This is a genomic window from Roseobacter sp. OBYS 0001, assembly GCF_019654895.1.
Lineage (GTDB): Bacteria > Pseudomonadota > Alphaproteobacteria > Rhodobacterales > Rhodobacteraceae > Roseobacter > Roseobacter litoralis.
The window spans coordinates 293,153-312,883 of record NZ_BPES01000003.1 but is presented as its reverse complement, the minus strand read 5'-3'; the positions used below and the strand labels follow the sequence as shown (position 1 = coordinate 312,883).

The window sequence follows — 19,731 nt, the reverse complement described above, 5'->3', positions numbered from 1 at the left end:
TTGTGCCATCCAGACGATTAAGAACGGTTAAGTCAAAACCCAGCGCCAAACCTTTTTTAATGAAAACTAGAATGATTTAGGCGCTGTTACGCACGACCGACAGGCAATCAGAAGTGCGCCTGAAAAACGCAAAATATCACGAAATTAAGATGTAACTCACACAACATTAACCAATTGGTGTGAACGTGCGCTTCAGACATAAATCAGAGGGCCGCCTGCATGTTAATGTCACCGAGTAGACTTTTTGAACTGACAAGGAGCTTGTCTAACACGCTCATTGATCTTGAGCAGGCTGGAATACGCGTTGAAATTGGCGATGACTTTGCCAAATACCGTGCGTATCGAAGCCAACAAGCCGATCGCAGCCCACTTTATCCGATGTTCGATGTAACCCGTTCCTATGTCGACCATACCAACGGGTTCTGGGTTTGCGGGTTCAACGCAGGTGGTGAGTTGGTACACACACAGGCCGTGCGCCTGCTTGATCTGTCGGGCATTTCTCTTTCAACCCACCTGGACAAGCACCGGCACAAGTATATCACACCCGATAGCACCCCCGATCCGGACCTAACCTTTTACTCAGGCCCCGAAGCGCTACACACGATTACGGGCCAGGTTTGCTATCAAGGTGACTTTTGGCTGCGCGCCCGTGGCCTTGGAGGGCCGCGGAGCCAGGGCACAACTTCACTGCTGTCGCGCGTTCTTCTTGAGGTCATGATCGCGGCTTGGAACCCGTCATTCGTTTTTGCTCTCGTGCCAAAACAACTGGCTGCAAAGGGAGCCCACCTACGTTACGGCTATAACCATTGTGATCCCGGTCGATGGCTCGGCCCGGACCAACAGGTCACCGAAGAAGACTACCTTATCTGGATGGGCGCCAGTGACATGGCCAATATGGTCAGGCGCGCGCCACAAAGTCTGCAACGCGCGACGGGCGCTTCAACGGTTGCTCTGGCTGACGAGAAGAGCAATTCAGCCGCAAAAGCAAGTGTCTGACCAGCGAGATGAGTAAATGACATCTCACACACCACAGATCGATAAAGCTGACGCAGTGGCTGTATCCCGGCGCGGACTGATTATCGGACCGATCGCGGCAAACGTCGCTTTCGTCATGGAACTCACATTGGTTCCGCTGCTGTTGCCAGCGATCCAATTGCAGCTCGGTTTATCGATTGGTGATCTGGCGTGGATCTTCAATTCATATGGAATTGCAGTTGCAATTGGCGTTCTTTTGAGTGGGTGGTGCGGCGACGCCTTTGACACGAGGAAGGTCTTTGGTTACGGGGTCGCCCTCTTTGCAGCTGGCTCACTCTTGGTTGCCACCTCCAACAGCTTCGAAATGCTCATTGCCGGTCGCGCAATACAAGGCCTCGGCGCCGGTATCTTTTCACCACTGTTACCCTTGCTCCTGACCCGCGCCTCACCGCTGAAACCAGGAAGGATGCTGATCGTGTGGGGCAGTATCGCGGGCTATGTTTCCGCCTTCGCACCACTTTTTTACGGCAGTTTCTTCAGCAAGTTCGGCTGGAACATCGGGTTCATCTTCATTGCACTATTGGCGATCGTTGCATTGATATTACTCAACGGATTGCGCGACACCAATGAGCGCGCAGAAACCCCCGTCTTGCCCAAAGACTATTCTCAACTCTTTCGAGCTCGCCATCTCTGGGTTACTTTTATCTATGTGTTTTGCACCTATGGATCCATCACCTATTACCTGTTCCGGCTCCCGGTCTGGCTGTCGGACAATGAAGTCAGGACAGCCAGTGTAGGTTTTGCATTGACAGTTATGTGGCTGACGTTTTCCGCTTTGAGTACTTTGTTGCGAAACATGGTGGACGGCCCGCAAATCCGGACAATTATGTTTGCCTCGCCGCTCCTCATCGTCGTTGGGTTTTTTCTCTCATATGACAACGAAAATCTGTTTCTCATCGTATTGTCATGTGTGCTCGTCGGCGCCGGGTTGGCGTGCAGTAACGCGCCGTCTACGCAATTAATCCTGAGATTTGCACCAAAAGGGTTGAGCGCGGCCTCAACCAGTCTGGACATCACTTTCGCACGGCTCGGCGGAATCGCGATGGTCGCACTGCTCGCCGAGGCGGGGTTTCCATATGCGTCCTCTGCTACAGCTGTGTCGTGTTTCGCCGCCGCCGCCTGCGCCCTTATGGCCAGTAAGGGGCTTGGCTTGTCAACCAGTCATGTTCCCAACCCAACGCCCTGATCCGAAGGTCGGCTTCTGCACGAATGACAAAATCATCCAATTATTTGATGCACGCCACAATTTGCCAAGAACCCGAACGCACAGCGCGCGCGAGAATTAATACTGTACCGTTCGGCCATACTGGGCCATTTGCGACAGAAATGTGCGACAAAAACCAGAGCGCATTTACTGCAAGCAACTTCAAAGAACAGCGTTTAACTTGCGCTGAAAATTACCAACATACGTCCGTCTGAACTTTTTTCCTGCCATTTGAGTCTAGCGTACCGCGTGTCGCGCAGGGTTCTGAATACCTTTCAGAGAAGTTCAATTTCTCCCCTGAAAATCTCATTCAGACGTCAAAATACTATGCGCATCGCAGCCAACACCAAACAGGCGTCTCATCTGAAAGTAGCGTTACAAACCGACCGAAAGCTCTTTAAAACCTACCTCCAGCAATCCGTGGACATGGGGGAAATAAGATCGCCAGACTTCGAGGCGGAAGGCATCATCCGCGTCCCGGATCAACACGACTTGCGCATAGTCAAAGACCGTGCGCTTCGCACCTCCCACCGCCATACGCGCCAGATCGAGCGGACAAGCAATAGACAACAGTTCAATCGCGGCCGGACCCGTAATCTCTATTGCGATCTCACGATCTGAAATCACAGTCAAGCTATGTGGCGTCTTTGCTCGGGCTGCATCAAAACCCGCAACAATGGCAGACTGATCCGCCTCTGCGGCATGCAACAGCCATTCATCTGGTCCGATACAATAGGCGGCGCGATCGCCGTTTTGCGCCCCCTGCCCGATCTTACCTGGCAATTCCAGGCCAAAGGTTTTGCTGGCCATGGCCAGATCGGCAGGTGCAACGCGCAGGTTGAAACGCGCTACCGGCGGCAGAACCGCGATCGATACGGCGTCAAAAGAGCTTACGAGAGCATTCATCTTGTTGTCCTCCTCATTCAACCTTCAGGCGGTCGCCCGCGGGGTCATAAAAAACGGTTCCGGTGACTTTCGCAGGTACCGTCCCCCCCTCCTCAGTCGGGATATGCAGCGTCTCGTCCATGCGGTCAAACCCACCTTCAACGACAGCCATCGCAATCGAACGACCCAGCGTTTCAGACCAGTAGGACGAGGTCACATGACCGATCATTTTCATCGGCTTGGGCTGCTTGGGGTTCGCCACGATCTGCGCGCCTTCCACCAGCACGGTTTTGGGATCGTCCGTCAACAAGCCCACCAGCTGTTTGCGCCCTGGCGCCGCGATATCAGGGCGATCCAGTGATCGCTTCCCAACGAAATCAGGCTTCATCTTGCCGATGGCCCATCCAATACCCGCATCCTGCGGTGTGACGGTGCCATCCGTATCCTGACCGACGATGATAAAGCCCTTTTCAGCGCGCAAAACATGCATGGTTTCAGTGCCATAGGTGCAGATATCATATTCCTGCCCCGCCTCATGCAGTTTTTCCCAAAGGTCACGACCATGACGCGCGGGCACGTTGATCTCGAAGCCCAGCTCTCCGGTAAAACTCACCCGGAACAGACGCGCGGGAAAGCCTGCGACTGTGCATTCCACGAGCGCCATATGCGGCATCGCGTCGGCGGAGATATCCGCGCCTTCAACGAAGGGCTGCAACAGTTTGCGCGCGTTCGGACCGTTCAGCGCGATGGTGGCCCATTCCTCCGTGGTGGAGGTCAGCCAGACCTTGAGGTCCGGCCATTCCGTCTGGAGGTAATCCTCCATCATATTCAACACGCTGGCGGCACCGCCCGTCGTGGTTGTGACATGGAATAGATCGTCCCGAATCCGCCCGATGACACCATCGTCGCGGATAAAGCCGTCTTCGCCCAGCAGCAGACCATAGCGACACCGCCCCACGCCCAGTTTGGTCCAGGGGTTGGTGTACATCCGGTTCATGAATTCGACCGCATCCGGGCCGGACACCTCGATTTTGCCCAAGGTGGAGGCGTCGAACATGCCGACACTTTCCCGGGTCGCCTTGCATTCGCGCGAGACAGCCTTGTGCATGTCTTCACCGTCTTGCGGGAAATACCACGCACGGCGCCACAGCGCGACCGGCTCGAATGCTGCACCGTTTTCTTCGGCCCAGCTGTCGATAGGTGTCTTGCGTGTCACTTCAAAATGCTTGCCTTTATGATAGCCCGCAAATGCGCCAAATGTCGTTGGGGTGTAGGGCGGGCGGAAGGTCGTCAGACCGACTTGCGGGGCCTCTTTGCCCAAGGCATCGGACGCAATCGTCAGACCGTTCATATTCGACAGTTTGCCCTGATCCGTCGCCATCCCATTTGTCGTGTAGCGTTTGACGTGTTCGATGGATTTCATGCCCTCGCGCACCGCCAGACGGATGTCCTTGGCGGTCACATCGTTCTGGAAATCGACAAAGGCTTTGGCTTTGCCCGCGCTGCGATCACTCGGCAGTTCTTTTTGCGTGATACCGGTGCCGGTGCGGTCATCGGTCACTTGATACGTCACCGTATCCGCCGTCTGCCCCAGCGCCTGCACCGCCTCAACGCCCGCCTTCGCGCCATCCTCAAGCGCAGCGGCGATGCCCCAAAGGCCGCGCCCGGCACCCGCAATGTGGACGTCTTCGGTTTTGTTGCCGGGCAGATAGGCTTTGGCGTCGGCGTCCCAATCCAATGACCCTTTGGTGTGCGAGAACAGATGCAGCGACGGTGTCCACCCACCACAGACCAGCACCGCGTCACAGGACAGCATCCGCGAATAGCTCACGCGGCCCTCCTTGATCGGGTTCACCCGCAGCCCCTTGACCCGCAAACGACCCTTTGTGCCGGTCGCGGTATGTCCAACCAGTGTTTCGATCCCGCGCTTCATCGCCTGCTGCACAAGCGACGGCGCAACCTCAGTACGGGTGTCGACAATCGCGACGACTTCCGCGCCCGCATCCGCCATGTCAAAGGCGCTGTACCAAGCGCTGTCATGGCTGGTGAGCACCACGGGCCGTCTGCCAACCAGAACGCCAAAGCGGTTCAAAAAGGTCTGCGCGGCCCCGGCCATCATCACGCCGGGGCAGTCGTTTCCGTCAAAAACCATGGGCCGCTCGATCGCGCCCTGTGCCAATACGACCTCGTGCGCACGCACCCGCCACATGCGTTCACGAGGCGCGCCATCAGGAATATCGGCCATGTGATCGGTCAGTTTCTGCACCATGCCGATCATGTTCTGGTGATAATACCCCATGGCCGTGGTGCGCGTCATCAGGCGCACGTTGGGTAACTGATCGAGTTCGTTCGTGGCGGCGGCGAGCCAGTCCCACGCGCTTTGCCCCTCAATCGACACCGCAGGTTCAGACAATAATGTGCCGCCCATTTCGGTATTTTCATCGACCAGAACGACCTTGGAACCAGCCCGCCCCGCCGTCAGCGCTGCTGCAATCCCCGACGGGCCCGCGCCCACGATCAGGACATCGCAATGCAGATAGCGACTGGCATAATGGTCGGGGTCGACCTCGGTCGGGGCCTTGCCTAAACCTGCAGCCTTGCGGATCAGTGGCTCATAGACGCTGTCCCAGAAACTGCGAGGCCACATGAAGGTTTTGTAGTAAAACCCGGCGGAAAACAGCATGTAAAGCCGGTCATTGATCGCACCAAGGTCAAACTGCAAGGTCGGCCATTTGTTCTGGCTTTCTGTGCCGAGACCTTCGTAAATTTCCTGGATGGTGGCACGGGTATTCGGCTCAAACCGCCCCTTTCCACGTGTCGTCCCGATCAGCGCGTTCGGCTCTTCGGAGCCTGCGGTCACCACGCCGCGCGGGCGGTGGTATTTGAAACTGCGCCCCATCAGGTGAACGCCATTCGCCAGCAGCGCCGATGCGACGGTGTCACCCTCAAACCCTTTGTAAATTTCGCCGTCGAATGTGAATTTTACCGGCTTGTCCGCGTTGACACGCCCGCGGCCTTCTACACGAAATTCATTCATTTCACGGCCTCCTCAGCTGTCATATCAGGGCGGGGCTGCCCGGCCTTATACGTTGTGACAAAGCGGTCACTGACCGTGTCGCGCAGGGCATTGAAAAAGCGCCCGCAGCCGTTGATGTGACGCCAGCGTTCGGCGTGCACGCCTTTCACGTTGGTGCGGATGAACAGGAAATCGCGCCATTCCTCATCCGTCAGCTTTGATGGATCGGTGGGGCGGTCGATATGTGCCTCGCCCGCATAAGCGAATTCCAATTCGGGCAGCGTTTCATCGCAATAGGGGCAATGTATCAATAGCATCAGATCTCTCCTTAATGCGCGACGGCGGCGGCGGCGGCTTCGTCAATGAGCCGACCCGTCGTGAAACGCTCTAGCGTGAAGGGCGCGTTGATCGGGTGCGGCTCGTCCTTTGCGACGGTCCATGCCAGCGTGTGCGCAGCCCCCGGCGTGGCCTTGAATCCACCCGTGCCCCAGCCGCAGTTCACATAGAGCCCCTTAACCGGCGTTTTGCCCAGAATGGCAGAGCGGTCCGGAGTCACATCGACGATACCCCCCCATTTGCGTAGCATCCGCATGCGGTTGAAGATCGGGAAAATCTCGCAGATCGCCGCGACGGTGTGTTCGATCAAAGGCAAGCCACCGCGCTGCGAATAGCTGGTGTATTGATCGGTTCCGGACCCGATCACCAACTCACCCTTGTCGGACTGGCTGATGTAGGCGTGCACGGTGTTGGACATCACAACGCAAGGGAACACGGGCTTGATCGGTTCTGAGACAAGCGCTTGCAGCGGATAGCTTTCCAAGGGCATACGCACGCCGGCTGTGTCCATAACCACACTGGTGTGACCGGCCGCGGAGACGGCGACCTTTTTGGCCTTGATGAACCCTTTGCCGGTTTCCACGCCCTCGACCGAGCCATCCGCCCCGCGCCGGATCGACAGCACCGGGCAGTTCTGGATGATATCCACGCCGCGCTTTGCCGCTTGCCGCGCATAGCCCCAAGCCACCGCGTCGTGCCGTGCGGTCCCGGCGCGTTGCTGCAAGGCTGCGCCCATAACGGGATAGCGCGCATCAGGCGAGATGTTGAGCGGCGGGCAGAAATCCTGCGCCTCTTTCGGGTTGAGCCAGCGGTTGTCCACACCGTTCAGGCGGTTGGCGTGAATATGCCGCTGGAAGCTTTGGACGTCGTGCACATTGTGCGCGAGCATCATCACGCCGCGCTTTGAATACATCACGTTGTAGTTCAGCTCAGTGCTCAGGTTGTCCCACAGATCAAGGGCATGATCGAACAGCCGCGCGCTTTCGTCATAGAGATAGTTCGACCGGATAATCGTCGTGTTCCGCCCGGTATTGCCACCACCCAGCCAGCCTTTTTCGATAACGGCGACATTCGTGATGCCGTGTTCCTTAGCGAGGTAATAGGCCGCGCCCAATCCGTGGCCGCCCGCACCGACGATGATCACATCGTATTCATCTTTGGGCGGCGAGTCGGGCCATTGTTCGGGCCAGTTCTTATGACCGGACAGAGCATTCTTAAGGAGCGATATCCCGGAGAAATGGGTCATGATGCGGCCTTCCCGAACGGTTAAAATGCAGAGATGTCGCTCGTTAACATATTACCACAAACCGTTGCTGTATAATTACGCCAGATGCGCGTTATTATATCGTCATGAAGCACCCCGAATCTGCCATCCCTTCAGACCGCACACGCCTGCGCATTGGATTCATCCTGACGCGGCAATTTACGATCTGCGCTTTCGCCAATTTTGTTGATGTGTTGCGCCTTGCCTCCGACGAAGGTGACCGCTCTCGCGCCATTCTCTGCAACTGGCGTGTGCTCTCAGCGGACATGACCCCGGTCACCTCCTCGAGTGGCGTGACGCTGCAGCCCGAAGAGCGTCTTGGCGACCCCAGACGCTTTGACTATATCGTGGTCATTGGCGGCCTGATGGGCGAGTTGGAGCAGCTCGAACCCGAATACACTGCTTTCCTGCGCCGGGCTGCGGTGGCGCGCGTGCCCTTGATTGGTGTTTGCACCGGCTCTTTCGTTCTTCACGGCGCCGGGCTCATGGATGGATATCGCTGCTGCGTCAGCTGGTTCCACCACAACGATTTTCTTGAGCAATTTGATGGGCTTGAGCCGGTGTCCGATCAGATTTTCGTGGTCGACCGGGATCGGCTGACGTGTTCTGGCGGCACAAGTTCCGCGCATCTGGCAGCCTTTCTCGTGGATCGCCACATCAGCAAGGCCGCCGCGCGCAAAAGCCTGTCGATCATGATGATCGACGAGGCGATGGAGGCAGACCGCCCGCAACCGGGGTTGCCGCTGGACCTGACAACCAGCGACCCCATCGTGCGCCGTGCCTTACTGTTGCTACAACAAGCACTGGACGCGCCGCCGACACTTTCGACCTTGGCCGCGCGCCTGAAAGTCAGCCCCAGAACACTGGAGCGCCGCTTCGACGCCGCGCTGGACATGACGCCTTTCGAGGCGGGCAAGAGAATCCGTCTGGCGCAGGCGGAACGGCTTTTGCAACAGACACAACGGTCTGTCACGCAGATTGCGCAGGACACGGGTTTCTCGGATGTGTCTCATTTCATTCGTGTTTTTAAGGCCACCTATAACACCACCCCCGAAAGCTGGCGGCTCATCCGAGCGTCAACAGCGTCATGACGGCTTGGGGCAAATCAACAGTTTCAAGCGGGCCTGACGTGGGTGCGACTGGCACGTTCCGACCAATTTCCGCGCGGGTTTTGCGACGACGCGTAAGCGTTCAGATGCTTTGAAACCGCATCGTTAAGACAGGGCTGGATATCATGCAATTTGTGATGGCCATTTTACCCAACTCCAACGGAGTCTTAACCGATGGGTGCTACGCTGATCGCCTGAAGTGCCGGAGATTGCCCGGTCAGAATAGGATGGTCGGGACCATGAGTAAAATGGATAGGCATTCAATTAAATTGAATGAAGCTGCGCAGAATGTTGCCCTTGTGCTGCAACGCGGTGCGCTCGAACCGCTTTGGCTCGCCTGCATCGCCGTCTGCATTGACGTTTTCGTGTTCGCGCTTGCCTTCTGGTTCGCCCTTTACGGGGCCACGGCCACAGAGCAATTCGCGCCCCTTGATGCTGCGGGCTGGGCCATTCTTGGCAGTGGTGTCGTTGTTACAACCATGGTCGTCCTTGGTGGATATCGCAGTAAGGTCATGGCCAATCGCGTGTCGTTCATCGGGTATAGCTTGTTGTGCGCAATTGCTCCGGTGATTGTGGGCATTGCGCTCGCCCCAGTCGCAAATATGAGCACGGCAATTGCCAGTACAGCGCTAAGTCTGACAGTTGCCATTATCCCGACCCGGCTTGGGGGCAATATGATCATCAGATGGGTGATCGAAACAGGATTGATTGCCCGCCGCGCTGTCATCGCCGGCGGCGGGGAGGAGGCAGCGCGCCTCATCCGGGGGCTGAACGCGCGGCCGGGTAACGACATCCGCCTGCATGGCATATTCGACGATCGCGATGATATACGTTCTCCCAAGCAGGTTTTGGGCATACCCAAGATTGGCGGGTATCAGGATCTGATCGCTTTCGTGCGCGCTTCGGACATCGAGTTGGTGATCATTGCATTGCCCTTCGCCGCAGAAAAACGCATCAAATGGTTGTTGGATGAATTCCGCGTCCTTCCGGTCGAAGTCGGGCTGTCTACCTATAGCAAGGACTTCGCCTTTGATCAGCACCGAAGAGTGCCGTCACTTGAGCGCCTCAAGCGCAGCTATGCGCCCGAGTGTCGTTTGGCCAAACGTCTTTTTGACGTCTTCTTTGCACTATGTGCATTGGCAGTTTTTTGGCCTGTGATGGTCCTGGCCGCTCTCGCCATTCGCCTCGAATCTCCGGGTCCTGTGCTGTTTCGCCAACACCGTCACGGCTATAACAATCGGATCATCGAAGTGCTGAAATTTCGATCAATGTATTCGGATATGACCGACCCGTTGGGAAAGAAGGTGGTGACCAAAGGAGATCCTCGCGTGACACGCGTCGGGCGTTTCCTCAGGCGCTCCTCCATCGATGAGCTTCCTCAGCTTTTCAATGTATTACGAGGGGATTTGTCACTCGTTGGACCCCGGCCACATGCGGTCGAAGCGATGTCCAGTCAATATGAGCGATTTACCCAGATCGTTGATGGTTACTCGGCGCGACACCGGTTGCCGCCCGGCATCACCGGCTGGGCACAGATCAACGGCTGGCGGGGCGAGATTGACGACGCGACAAAACTGGAAGCACGCTTTGAACACGACCTGTTCTATATTGAAAACTGGTCGGTCTGGTTAGATCTCAAAATCCTGTTCCAAACCCCGTTGAGCCTTTTCCGGGAAAAGGGTGCGTATTGAGGCCGTAATAAAATTGAAGACCCATATACCTAATCGAACCCGTGACGCGCGGCCTGGGTGTCATGTCTGATAAATAAGATGGGAAGGGTCGGGACCAAAACAAGTTTGCGATCTTCAATGCGAGAGCGTGCAGCACTCGTCATGAAAAGCCGCGTGTCATATGCGACATCGCAGCGGTGGATATGCGTGTATGGAGTTGGTTAAACCGTTTCAAAGCGCTCTTCGGTTTACGCAAACTGCACAGACAAGCGCTGTTTAACCCAGCCATATGCATGCAACACACGCCCGGGCAGATTTCATATTGGTCCTACTGCCGCAATCTGCATGCACATGAGCGGCACACATCCCCTCACAATCTGCGTCCAAGAGGACGCTTTGACCCTTGGATGCAGACAAAGCTGTTCGCGAGGGATGCCGCAGGACGCTACAGGTACAAGGCAATCGCTCGTTTCACTCAAGACCCATGCAACTGGCATAGTAACTGATGGTGGCAGGCCAGTCCGAGAAGATTCCCTTGACACCAACTTCCTGCGCAAGAACGTCAATCACCTCGTACATGACGCCATCGGAATTGGTGACATCCTTGATGGATTGGTAATACCACCCGCCGCCGTCTTGCAATGGGCCGGACCGTTCCATCGTCCAGGTGATGATGTCAATTCCAGCCGCACGGGCGTCGATTGCGTATCTGGAGGGCACGATCTTGCCGCCATCCAAGGTCATCAACACCCATGCCGGCGGCGCTATATAGTTGACGCCCATGGCCTTGAGGTCATCCATCTGGTGGGTCCAGGTTTCCGGCGCATCCGGGTTCCAACCGTCAATCCTGTAACTTCCATCCAGATAGACGGCTTGTGCTCCAAACTCTGGCTCGGCCCTGATCCAATAGAGCACGTCATCGAGGTTGAACGACTGCGCCCAGACATCTGATGCAGGAATGTCTGCGGATTTATATTCATCAATCAGCTTCTGCGCATAATCTTCTTGAGTAAAGCCGTCATACGGCATGTCGACAGCCGGGCTTTTCAACTCAGGCGTAAATTTTGCGCCCAGCGATTTGAACAGCGCAATCGACTCCGCGTGGGTCATCAAATCCCCGCCATCCGCTGCATAAAGATCGGTGCGCCAGCCCGCCGTGCCGTCCATGTATTCCTCGACAGTCCGGGCATTTGTGTTGGCCGCATCCATCTCGCCGGTCAGGGTTCGAAACTCCGCCAGTGTGATGTCTGAGGTTCTGCATTCAGCACTCGCCTTCGCATCACCATCCGCCGGGACAAAACCAGCCGTGCAGTTCGCCGCGAGATCGGTGGCGAGGATGTTGGTTGTGGTGTGCAGGTCATTCTGCGCATGGCGGCAAACCAATTCCTTGTCCGATGTAAAGGTCACGTCACATTCGAGTATACCCGCCCCCATTCGCGCAGCAGCCATATTACTTTCCACCGTATGCTCGGGGAATTGCAGGGGCGCACCTCGGTGGCCAATAGAAAACAAGGTACGCTGCACCGGATCTCCTGCACACGACAGCAGCTTATCGCGCAATGGGCCGGGTGCCATCTGATCGATCAGATAAAGCGGACGCGGGCCTGTGGTGATCGGATCAGCAAGTGCGGGCGTGCCAAGGACAAAAGCAAGAACGATGGGTCGCAGCATATTGAAGCCTTTCGAGAGAGTTTACCGTGCATTATACCCGAAAAACCCCGCCCGGCCGGACTGCCTGAGGAATCCACCTGACAAGATGGCGATACTTATATCGAGTGAGAGCATGATCTGTCGCATCCCCTGCTTTGACAAGTCCCAGTTATCGCACAGCTGATGATGCGTCCGATATTCGAGCGTCATCATGAAATCGGAGGGGGTGACTTTTTTCGTTCAGCTACGCTCCAGACCAAGCAACAGTATTGATGCCATATCAGGCTGCGGCTTTTGGGTGCTTGTCCTGAACATCACAGGCCTCGTCGCGCGTAGAACAGTCTTTTCCACAAAAAATTGGGCGGCGCGACCAAAATTCACCTGCGCACGTGACGAATGGAGACCGATCTCATCGAGAGTTATCGTATCTGCCCGTCACAAAAGCACACACCCGGTCATTGATCGAAAAAATGAGAAAAACGCCATCAAAACTATAGGTATTGTGGTCGTCTGCCACTTCCCCGGCCAAAAATCCCAAAACGCGTGTGCGAGGGGTTTGCAAGCACGGTGCCAAGCTGATCACAAAACAAGCCCACGTCGATATCCAATAACGCCGCGGTCACAGCGCCTTGGTTGGCACGAGAGCGGATTGACACGCTGCGCGCACAGAATTGTTAAGGACTAACGACGCTCCACGCTACAAGGGGCCCTGCATGGGCCCCAAGCGATGTGGAAAATTACTCACTGATCTGTGCCGGCTCGCCAAACTGACCGATCAAGGCCCGCGTGGCAGGATGGCGTTTAGCGCCTGATCACCCCCGTATAAGGCTGGATGCGCTTACACATCCTCCATTTGCTGAGTGCCGCCACCGCAGGCCTTGACCTCTGCGCCATTGGGCATCTTGAACGCCCGGCTTCTCTCTTCTGCGCGCTCTTTACCTTGCTCGCGCAGCGCCTCGCGACGTTCGGCGGCTCTGGCCGCCTTGTCGGCAGAGGCTTCCCAATCGTCCATTTGCGCTTCGGCAATGGTGCGGGTTTCATCAAAATGGAAGTCGAGTTTGTGTTTCGATTGAGGGCCGGTATAGCCCACCTTGCCCAAGTCATAGAACGTGCGCCCCACACCTGCCTTTAGGAAGGCATAAAGACAGCCAAGCAGATATCGGCGGCGGAAGCCGTTGCCGCGCCATGGATAATGGAAAAGCGCCTTGCGCGAATAGAACCGGCGGTAGTTTTTCATCACACCGTCCAGCAATTCGCCCCGCGTCATCTCTTTGGGCTTCATGATCGGGGTCACGAAGTTATAGCGGCTGTAGTCGAAAACCTCGACCTTGTCCTTCAGCTCCTGAAACAGCGGGGTAAAGGGCCAGGGCGTATACATCGACCAATTTGCCAAATCCGGCTGCCAGTCCCAAGCCATCTGGAACGTCTCTTCGAGGGTTTCGGGCGTTTCATTATCAAGGCCCACGATGAACTGAGCTTCGACCAGAATGTCAGCTTCGCGCAGCAGGCGGATCGCTTCTTTGTTTTCGTCAACCTTGGTTTCTTTGTTGAAGATGTCGAGCTTCATCTGAGCCGCAGCCTCAGTCCCAAGACTGACGTGCACCAATCCGGCCTCACGGTAGAATTTCAGCAAATCGCGGTCGCGGTAGATATCTGTCACGCGGGTATTGATGCCCCATTTGACGCGATCCGGCAGGCCCCGATCAATCAGTTCCTGACAAAAGGCGATGAATTTCTTCTTGTTGATCGACGGTTCTTCATCCGCGAGAATAAAGAAGCCAACACCGTGATTATCCACCAGATCTTCGATCTCATCGACCACATCCTTGGGGTCACGCACCCGGTAATCGCGCCAGAATTTCCATTGGCTACAGAACGAACAGGTGAAAGGGCACCCGCGCGCAAGGTTCGGGATGGCCACCCGTGTGCCAAGCGGGATGTAGATGTATTTTGACCAATCAAGGACCGTCCAGTCCGGTTTGATCTTGCTCAGATCCTTGACCGTGGAAGCTGCAGGCGTGGCAATGATCTTATCGCCGTCCAAAAAGGCGAGACCTTTGATGTCGTGCCGGTTTCCGGGAAAACTGCCATCCTGAATGGCCAGCATCAGTTCAGAGCAGATCTCTTCGCCCTCACCGCGCACGATCACATCGATCCACGGGGCTTCGGAGAGAACCTGTTTGTACATGAATGTCGCATGGACACCGCCCATCACCCGCACGGCGTTGGGGACCAGTTCCTTTGCAATTTTCAGAACATCTTCAGCGCGATAGATCGACGGTGTGATGGCCGTGACAGCCACGACATCGGGTTGCAGCGCCTCCATCTTCTGTGCCAGATCAGCATCCGTCAGATTGTCGGTCATCGCATCAATAAACTCGATGTCATCAAAGCCCACGCCGCGCAGGTGGCCGCTCAGATAAGCGACCCAGGCCGGGGGCCATGTTCCGGCAATTTCAGCGCCACCGGAACGGTAATTTGGATGTACAAACAGAATTTTCATGATGATTCCTCAATCTGTGTAACGCTAGATTGACAGTCAGTGTGTCAATACACCTTGACATAAATCAAAGTCCAATCACCGGCACTGAACAACCGCATCCCAGCGTCAACGCTGAACACTGGGAAGCAGGAAACGTATGCGGGTCTGCGTCCCGAAATCAGGAACGCATCTACAGGAAAACGGACAGTGTTTTGATAACAGGCATAGCCCCCGCGCAAACAGACATCGCGCAAGTGGGGCAAGAAGCCTTAGACGGCGACAGCGTGGCGCGCACTCTGGGCTGCGAAATAGGCATCAAAAACTGCTGCAACCACGCGCACAACCGGTGCGCCATGGTCGGTGACCGAAATTTTCCCGCCCTGTCGCGTGATCAAACCGTCTGCTTCCAGTATCGCCAGCTCTGCGTCGTGCATGTGGTACCAGCCCCCCGGCGCACCAGCCTGCAGGGCCGCAGCATCGAGGTCCACTTCCCCATTGCACATCAGCCGTTCGATAACATGCCCGCGCAAATTGTCATCCTTGCTCAAGCCAACACCTTTGGCGACCGGAAGAACACCAGCTTCTATGGCGCGCGCCCAGGCACCGGTTTCGGTGAGGTTCTGAACGTATCCGGAAGGTGTGCGTCCGATAGATGTCGATCCAACCCCGAGCATGGTTTCGGCGCGATCCGTTGTGTAGCCCTGAAAATTACGACGCAGGCTTCCTTCTTTGGCAGCTTTGGCCATCGGGTCTGAGGGGAGCGCGAAATGGTCAAGCCCGATAGCCACATATCCGGCCTCCACCAATGCGACAGCTGCTGCTTGTGATTGCTGCAACCGTGCATCGCCGTCGGGCAAGGCGGCCTCATCAATGAGCCTTTGTTTCTTGGCCATCCACGGCACATGCGCATATCCAAACAGCGCAATCCGATCAGGCTGCATCTCCACGCAAAGACGTATCGTTTCAAGCAGCGTGTCAACGGTCTGGTGGGGCAGACCGTAAATCAAGTCAAAGTTGATACCTGAGACGCCCGCCGCACGCAGCCCGTCAACCGAATGGCGCACCATGTCGGGCGGCTGAATCCGGTTGATTGCTTTTTGCACTTTTGGGTCAAATTCCTGAACTCCGAAACTGGCACGGGTGAATCCCAATTGCCCAATCCGCAGGATCATCTCGTCGGTGAGGGTCCGCGGGTCACTCTCAATCGCCAGTTCGGCGTCCGCGGTGAAATCGAAACTGGCGTGCACGGCGTCCATTGCACGCTCAAGATCGTCAGGCACAAGTGCCGTGGGTGTCCCGCCGCCCCAATGCAAATGAGAGATTTTCATACGCTCTGGCAAATGCTGGGCCAAAAGGCTGATCTCACGGTTGAGAGTCTGCGCATACTGCGCGACGGGTGCATCCTTTTTGGCCAGTTTCATATTGCAGCCGCAATACCAGCAAAGCTCACGGCAATAGGGGACGTGCAGATAGAGTGAAACAGGTTTCTCAGGCGGAAGCGTTGACAACCAGCGTGCATATTCCTCTGAACCGATGGCATCGGAAAAGTGCGGCGCCGTTGGATAGCTGGTGTAGCGTGGTACATTGCGGGTCATGTAGGTTTTAAGCGTGTTCGTCATTGTAGTCCCACTCTGTTCTTTCAGCACCTTGGCTGAAGGCTTGGAAAAGGTGGTATCGTACCCACGAAAACCCCGCCCAAACCGCTCCGGTCGTTAGGGCTTTGGATAAAGCCCGGTTTCACTCAGTCTCTTGAAAGCAGTCAGGACTGTCTTTGATCCAGATCATCGATGCAGATTGATTTGAAGTCAGTCGGGTCGCAGGCTCCAGCGAACCACAAAGCAGGTCAGCGGAACATCAACACTCTTGATTTTCAGAGGAAAACAGGGGCACCGATTACGATTGGATGTAAGTACACGAGCATCAGATAGACGGTCACGCCCGCACAAAGACGCAGCATTGTGCCGCGTGACGGCACTTGGAAACGGCGCTGACTGCGGGTCTCAGATACGAGCGCGAGCCATGCATCAGCGCCCAGATCACGCTTTTTTCGTGCATCAATGACACGCGGCCCGGCCAGCGCGAAGAGTGCCAAGGTGGCAAACAACAAGACATGCGCAAGATCGCCATTCGCAAGCACATGCAAAAGCGCCCACAAGGCAAGAACGTTCAGCAGTGGATGGCGCAAATACCCGATAAAACCGGCGTCCAACGGATCGAACGCGTCATTGTTTCGACCTCCAAAGGAAAAGGGATTGGGCTGTCCGATCGAAACGGTGAGGATCAGGCAAGCAACCAGCATTCCCAACCATATAACCGGCCGGTGCCACGGTCCCTCAGCCCAAAGCAGCACAAAGGGAGCCTGCTGTGCGGCCCAAATTAACAACGCCAGGATCAACAGCGACAGCGCCGAATAGGCACGGGTAAATCCCTTTGCACCGAGGTGTTTTACGAGGTGCTTCTTGACCGGCGGGCGCACCGGAATGGAATGTGTCGCGAAGAAAAGCACAAACACACCCGCAAATGTCAGCCAGCCGCTCATGAGCGCGCAGGTTTAGATTTCATTAGGGCAGGCCCGTAGATAAAGGCGAAGCCAAGAAACGCACCGATCCACAGCACGCCGGATAACGCGTAAAGCGTCGTGGCTGAACCGACCCAGAACGCTCCGGCAATCCGGGCGAAGACCGAGCCAATCAGCGCGAGATAGATCGCAACGGTGCCCGCTCCTGCCGTCAGTTCTTGCCCGGTATGCCCCAATGTCGCGCGGGTCATCATCGCCAAGGTCATCAATCCGAAGCCCCCTGCCATCCACAGGTGCAGTGCTGCAACGGCCAGCATCCCGTCAGAAAACAGGATTGAGACCCCAGCGATAAACGCGCCAACGGGGACGAAAACATACCCTAAATGCAAAACCAAAAGCAGCGGTTCGCCAAACGTTTGCGCGCCCTGCCAACGCACAAGCCGGACAAGATGCAAAGCGCCCAGGAGCAGCAGTGCACCCCCGGTTACCCTGTGATCTGGTGCCGCAACCCAGCAACAAAGCCCAAGGACCGTGATCAAAAGGACCGCCTTGTCAAAACCTTGCATCGGCGGGGTGGGCAACCGCTCCGCTTTTTGTCGTACAAGCCAATTGCGGGTAAAAGACGGGATAACCCGCCCCCCGATGACGGCAATCATCATGATCACGGACGACACACCAATCCGTGCGCCCACCCCCTGAGCGGCGATATCACCCCGCGCAGCTTCGAGATGGAAAAGCAGATTTGCCAATGTGAAGACCACCAGCATTGCAAGCACCACCAGATTTCGCCAGTTCTTGCCCGCGATAATCTCACGCAGAATGACGCCGCAGAGCGCAATGGGAAACAACAGATCAATGAACTCTGCCACGCCCAGCGGCAGCAGGGCCGAAGCCGCCATCACAGCCCGCCCGATGGCCCAAAGACCGAACAATCCCGCCAGAGGCCCGCCGACTATGGGCAAGCGCCCGGTCCAGTTCGGCACAGCCGTCAGCAAGAAGCCTGCGATGATCGCGCCAAGATAGCCAAACAGCAGTTCGTGCGCATGCCAAGAGGGAGGGTCAAGCCGGGTCGGTAACGCAAAATAGCCTGAAAGCATCAAAACCCAAAGCACCATCGCCATAGCCGCCCAAACCGCGCCAAACAGAAAGAACGGGCGAAAGCCGTAGGAAAATACACCGGGTCCCTGCCATTCCCGGCTTAGTTGAGACGTTGTTTGCGCCATGGCAGACCCTTAGAGATTTTTTCGTTGCAATTCAGGAGAGTTTTTCGCCAGAGCCGACGTGCGGGATCTGGCCGTAAAACTGGTTTTTTTCAGGATGACGCCGGACTGATCCACGACAAGTCGGACAGCGCGGTCGCCATAGTGAAAGGTCAGACGTGAGCGTCCCGCATCCTCGCCAATGCCTGTTTCGCTCAGGGATGTGATCTCTCCGATGCGCATCAGTTTTTGCACATCGCCCGGCTCAAGCGCGAAGGCTTCGGCCAGCACCAACGCATCAACTACAAAACCGTCCGCATTGACTTCTACCAGTGTCATGAAATCTCTCGCCAATACCCATTAGCCGCCGCAACGGTTGCGAAATGCGTCGCCACGATCTGACTTGAGCCAATCAGGGCCGCAAAATTCTCGGCATACTCAGGCCGCAATTTCTCGCGGATATCTGCGTCTGGCTGTGTCATCTTGATCGCGACACGGCTGAGTTTGACCGCCAGATCGTATCCCTCTTGCGGTGTGCTGGTTATCAGCGTGGGAAGCCAGGGCGTCATGGGCTTATCCTTTTGAGTACTGCGCATTATCCGTCAGGAAAACGCCGGATTTGTTCCGCCACACGTCATCAAATGTGAAGGCTCAGCGTCAAGCGTTACACCATGATAACCCATACGACGATCAAGCTCAGCACGAGATAAACGAGTGTATTTATCATCCAGCGGATCAGGCCCGCCTCACCTTCAGGGTCCACGCCCAGACGCTCGCAGACCTTGGTTCCCGGCCACAGAAAAGCTTCAGACAGTGACATCAATTCGCCCCTTTAACAGGTATTTCAGATGAGTATTAACTAACGCTTTTAAATACGCATTGTAAATGCTAAATATCAATTCATGCAACTGGACAAATTTACCGACTATGCGCTTCGCATTCTGATAACCTTGGTTGTGCGTGCGCCTGCCCGCGTGGCCACGTCAGAAATAGCGACGTTGTTCGGGCTGTCGGAAAATCATCTGTCGAAGGTTTCGACACAGCTTGTGCGCGAAGGTTTTGTCCTGTCCGAAAGAGGCCGGAACGGGGGCCTGACCCTTGCGCGCCCACCGGAACGCATTCTTGTCGGTGAGGTCGTGCGCACGATGACGCGCAAGGAGCATGTGGTAGAGTGCTTTGGCACGGACAAATCCTGCCTGATCCTCCCGGCCTGTGGCTTGCGCCAGCCCTTGGCAGAGGCGCAAGAGGCTTTCTTTGCAACGCTGGATCACTATACGCTGGCTGATGTGACACAGTCGCGGCACAGCCTTGGCGCATTGCTGAATTCGCAATTGGCAAAAACACAAGGTTAGCCGTTTTTGCG

17 protein-coding genes are annotated in these 19,731 nt (G+C 56.2%); 5 read left to right on the top strand and 12 right to left on the bottom strand.

The window, feature by feature from the left end; translation table 11 throughout:
• Positions 1–219 precede the first annotated feature (219 nt).
• Both K5Q35_RS09260 and K5Q35_RS09255 read left to right on the top strand, forming a co-directional pair.
• The gene (locus K5Q35_RS09260; protein ID WP_259650506.1) at positions 220–996 is read left to right on the top strand and encodes a hypothetical protein; all 777 of its coding nucleotides are present in this window, start codon (positions 220–222) and stop codon (positions 994–996) included.
• Positions 997–1,012: 16 nt separating this feature from the next.
• Entirely contained in the window at positions 1,013–2,221 is a 1,209-nt protein-coding gene (locus K5Q35_RS09255; RefSeq protein ID WP_220799348.1) for an MFS transporter, read from the top strand.
• 393 nt (positions 2,222–2,614) lie between these two features.
• On the opposite strand, the gene K5Q35_RS09250 is transcribed toward K5Q35_RS09255, so the two are convergent.
• From K5Q35_RS09250 to K5Q35_RS09235, 4 genes are read right to left on the bottom strand one after another with little or no spacing between them, the layout of a single operon-like run.
• Positions 2,615–3,145 (bottom strand): sarcosine oxidase subunit gamma, encoded by a 531-nt coding sequence (locus K5Q35_RS09250; protein ID WP_220799347.1) that lies wholly within the window; start codon positions 3,143–3,145, stop codon positions 2,615–2,617.
• A gap of 13 nt (positions 3,146–3,158) precedes the next feature.
• Positions 3,159–6,161: a sarcosine oxidase subunit alpha gene (locus tag K5Q35_RS09245; RefSeq protein WP_220799346.1), complete on the bottom strand. Its 3,003-nt coding sequence runs from the start codon at positions 6,159–6,161 to the stop codon at positions 3,159–3,161.
• Positions 6,158–6,457, bottom strand: coding sequence for a sarcosine oxidase subunit delta (locus K5Q35_RS09240; RefSeq protein ID WP_013962879.1), 300 nt, complete (start codon positions 6,455–6,457; stop codon positions 6,158–6,160). Before K5Q35_RS09240 ends, K5Q35_RS09245 begins: the two co-directional genes overlap by 4 nt.
• Before the next feature lie 11 nt (positions 6,458–6,468).
• On the bottom strand, positions 6,469–7,722 hold the full coding sequence (locus K5Q35_RS09235) for a sarcosine oxidase subunit beta family protein (RefSeq protein ID WP_013962880.1): 1,254 nt from the start codon (positions 7,720–7,722) through the stop codon (positions 6,469–6,471).
• 104 nt (positions 7,723–7,826) lie between these two features.
• On the opposite strand from K5Q35_RS09235, the gene K5Q35_RS09230 reads away from it, so the two are divergent.
• On the top strand, positions 7,827–8,831 hold the full coding sequence (locus K5Q35_RS09230; RefSeq protein ID WP_220799345.1) for a GlxA family transcriptional regulator: 1,005 nt from the start codon (positions 7,827–7,829) through the stop codon (positions 8,829–8,831).
• Positions 8,832–9,088: 257 nt separating this feature from the next.
• On the top strand, positions 9,089–10,540 hold the full coding sequence (locus K5Q35_RS09225; protein ID WP_259650505.1) for an exopolysaccharide biosynthesis polyprenyl glycosylphosphotransferase: 1,452 nt from the start codon (positions 9,089–9,091) through the stop codon (positions 10,538–10,540).
• Between the two features lie 450 nt (positions 10,541–10,990).
• Here K5Q35_RS09225 and K5Q35_RS09220 read toward each other — a convergent pair whose 3' ends face one another.
• From K5Q35_RS09220 to K5Q35_RS09185, 8 genes are all read right to left on the bottom strand, one after another.
• Entirely contained in the window at positions 10,991–12,190 is a 1,200-nt protein-coding gene (locus tag K5Q35_RS09220) for a glycerophosphodiester phosphodiesterase family protein (RefSeq protein ID WP_220799344.1), read from the bottom strand.
• 817 nt (positions 12,191–13,007) lie between these two features.
• Positions 13,008–14,672 (bottom strand): magnesium-protoporphyrin IX monomethyl ester anaerobic oxidative cyclase, encoded by a 1,665-nt coding sequence (gene bchE, locus K5Q35_RS09215; RefSeq protein WP_220799343.1) that lies wholly within the window; start codon positions 14,670–14,672, stop codon positions 13,008–13,010.
• A 248-nt stretch (positions 14,673–14,920) separates the two neighbouring features.
• Positions 14,921–16,270, bottom strand: a complete 1,350-nt coding sequence (gene hemN / locus K5Q35_RS09210; protein WP_220799342.1) for an oxygen-independent coproporphyrinogen III oxidase — start codon at positions 16,268–16,270, stop codon at positions 14,921–14,923.
• A gap of 251 nt (positions 16,271–16,521) precedes the next feature.
• Positions 16,522–17,190 carry an NnrU family protein gene (locus K5Q35_RS09205; RefSeq protein ID WP_220799341.1) on the bottom strand — a complete coding sequence of 223 codons (669 nt, stop codon included), beginning with the start codon at positions 17,188–17,190 and terminating at the stop codon, positions 16,522–16,524.
• Entirely contained in the window at positions 17,187–18,392 is a 1,206-nt protein-coding gene (locus K5Q35_RS09200) for an NnrS family protein (RefSeq protein WP_220799340.1), read from the bottom strand. Before K5Q35_RS09200 ends, K5Q35_RS09205 begins: the two co-directional genes overlap by 4 nt.
• Before the next feature lie 9 nt (positions 18,393–18,401).
• A complete protein-coding gene (locus tag K5Q35_RS09195) occupies positions 18,402–18,707 on the bottom strand; it encodes a DUF6522 family protein (RefSeq protein WP_220799339.1) in 306 nt (101 codons plus the stop codon).
• Positions 18,704–18,937, bottom strand: a complete 234-nt coding sequence (locus K5Q35_RS09190; protein ID WP_220799338.1) for a hexameric tyrosine-coordinated heme protein — start codon at positions 18,935–18,937, stop codon at positions 18,704–18,706. The genes K5Q35_RS09195 and K5Q35_RS09190 overlap by 4 nt, the downstream gene beginning before the upstream one ends.
• A 95-nt stretch (positions 18,938–19,032) precedes the next feature.
• Positions 19,033–19,188 carry a hypothetical protein gene (locus K5Q35_RS09185; protein WP_169315066.1) on the bottom strand — a complete coding sequence of 52 codons (156 nt, stop codon included), beginning with the start codon at positions 19,186–19,188 and terminating at the stop codon, positions 19,033–19,035.
• Between the two features lie 82 nt (positions 19,189–19,270).
• Between K5Q35_RS09185 and K5Q35_RS09180 the strand changes: the two genes are divergently transcribed.
• Entirely contained in the window at positions 19,271–19,720 is a 450-nt protein-coding gene (locus tag K5Q35_RS09180; protein ID WP_220799337.1) for an Rrf2 family transcriptional regulator, read from the top strand.
• The last annotated feature ends 11 nt before the right edge of the window (positions 19,721–19,731 follow it).

Bases quoted from the DNA above. Each gene is read 5' to 3' on its own strand.
- K5Q35_RS09260 (WP_259650506.1), top strand. From the start codon at position 220: ATGTTAATGTCACCGAGTAGACTTTTTGAACTGACAAGGAGCTTGTCT.
- K5Q35_RS09255 (WP_220799348.1), top strand. From the start codon at position 1,013: ATGACATCTCACACACCACAGATCGATAAAGCTGACGCAGTGGCTGTA.
- K5Q35_RS09250 (WP_220799347.1), bottom strand. From the start codon at position 3,145: ATGAATGCTCTCGTAAGCTCTTTTGACGCCGTATCGATCGCGGTTCTG.
- K5Q35_RS09245 (WP_220799346.1), bottom strand. From the start codon at position 6,161: ATGAATGAATTTCGTGTAGAAGGCCGCGGGCGTGTCAACGCGGACAAG.
- K5Q35_RS09240 (WP_013962879.1), bottom strand. From the start codon at position 6,457: ATGCTATTGATACATTGCCCCTATTGCGATGAAACGCTGCCCGAATTG.
- K5Q35_RS09235 (WP_013962880.1), bottom strand. From the start codon at position 7,722: ATGACCCATTTCTCCGGGATATCGCTCCTTAAGAATGCTCTGTCCGGT.
- K5Q35_RS09230 (WP_220799345.1), top strand. From the start codon at position 7,827: ATGAAGCACCCCGAATCTGCCATCCCTTCAGACCGCACACGCCTGCGC.
- K5Q35_RS09225 (WP_259650505.1), top strand. From the start codon at position 9,089: ATGAGTAAAATGGATAGGCATTCAATTAAATTGAATGAAGCTGCGCAG.
- K5Q35_RS09220 (WP_220799344.1), bottom strand. From the start codon at position 12,190: ATGCTGCGACCCATCGTTCTTGCTTTTGTCCTTGGCACGCCCGCACTT.
- bchE (WP_220799343.1), bottom strand. From the start codon at position 14,672: ATGAAAATTCTGTTTGTACATCCAAATTACCGTTCCGGTGGCGCTGAA.
- hemN (WP_220799342.1), bottom strand. From the start codon at position 16,270: ATGACGAACACGCTTAAAACCTACATGACCCGCAATGTACCACGCTAC.
- K5Q35_RS09205 (WP_220799341.1), bottom strand. From the start codon at position 17,190: ATGAGCGGCTGGCTGACATTTGCGGGTGTGTTTGTGCTTTTCTTCGCG.
- K5Q35_RS09200 (WP_220799340.1), bottom strand. From the start codon at position 18,392: ATGGCGCAAACAACGTCTCAACTAAGCCGGGAATGGCAGGGACCCGGT.
- K5Q35_RS09195 (WP_220799339.1), bottom strand. From the start codon at position 18,707: ATGACACTGGTAGAAGTCAATGCGGACGGTTTTGTAGTTGATGCGTTG.
- K5Q35_RS09190 (WP_220799338.1), bottom strand. From the start codon at position 18,937: ATGACGCCCTGGCTTCCCACGCTGATAACCAGCACACCGCAAGAGGGA.
- K5Q35_RS09185 (WP_169315066.1), bottom strand. From the start codon at position 19,188: ATGTCACTGTCTGAAGCTTTTCTGTGGCCGGGAACCAAGGTCTGCGAG.
- K5Q35_RS09180 (WP_220799337.1), top strand. From the start codon at position 19,271: ATGCAACTGGACAAATTTACCGACTATGCGCTTCGCATTCTGATAACC.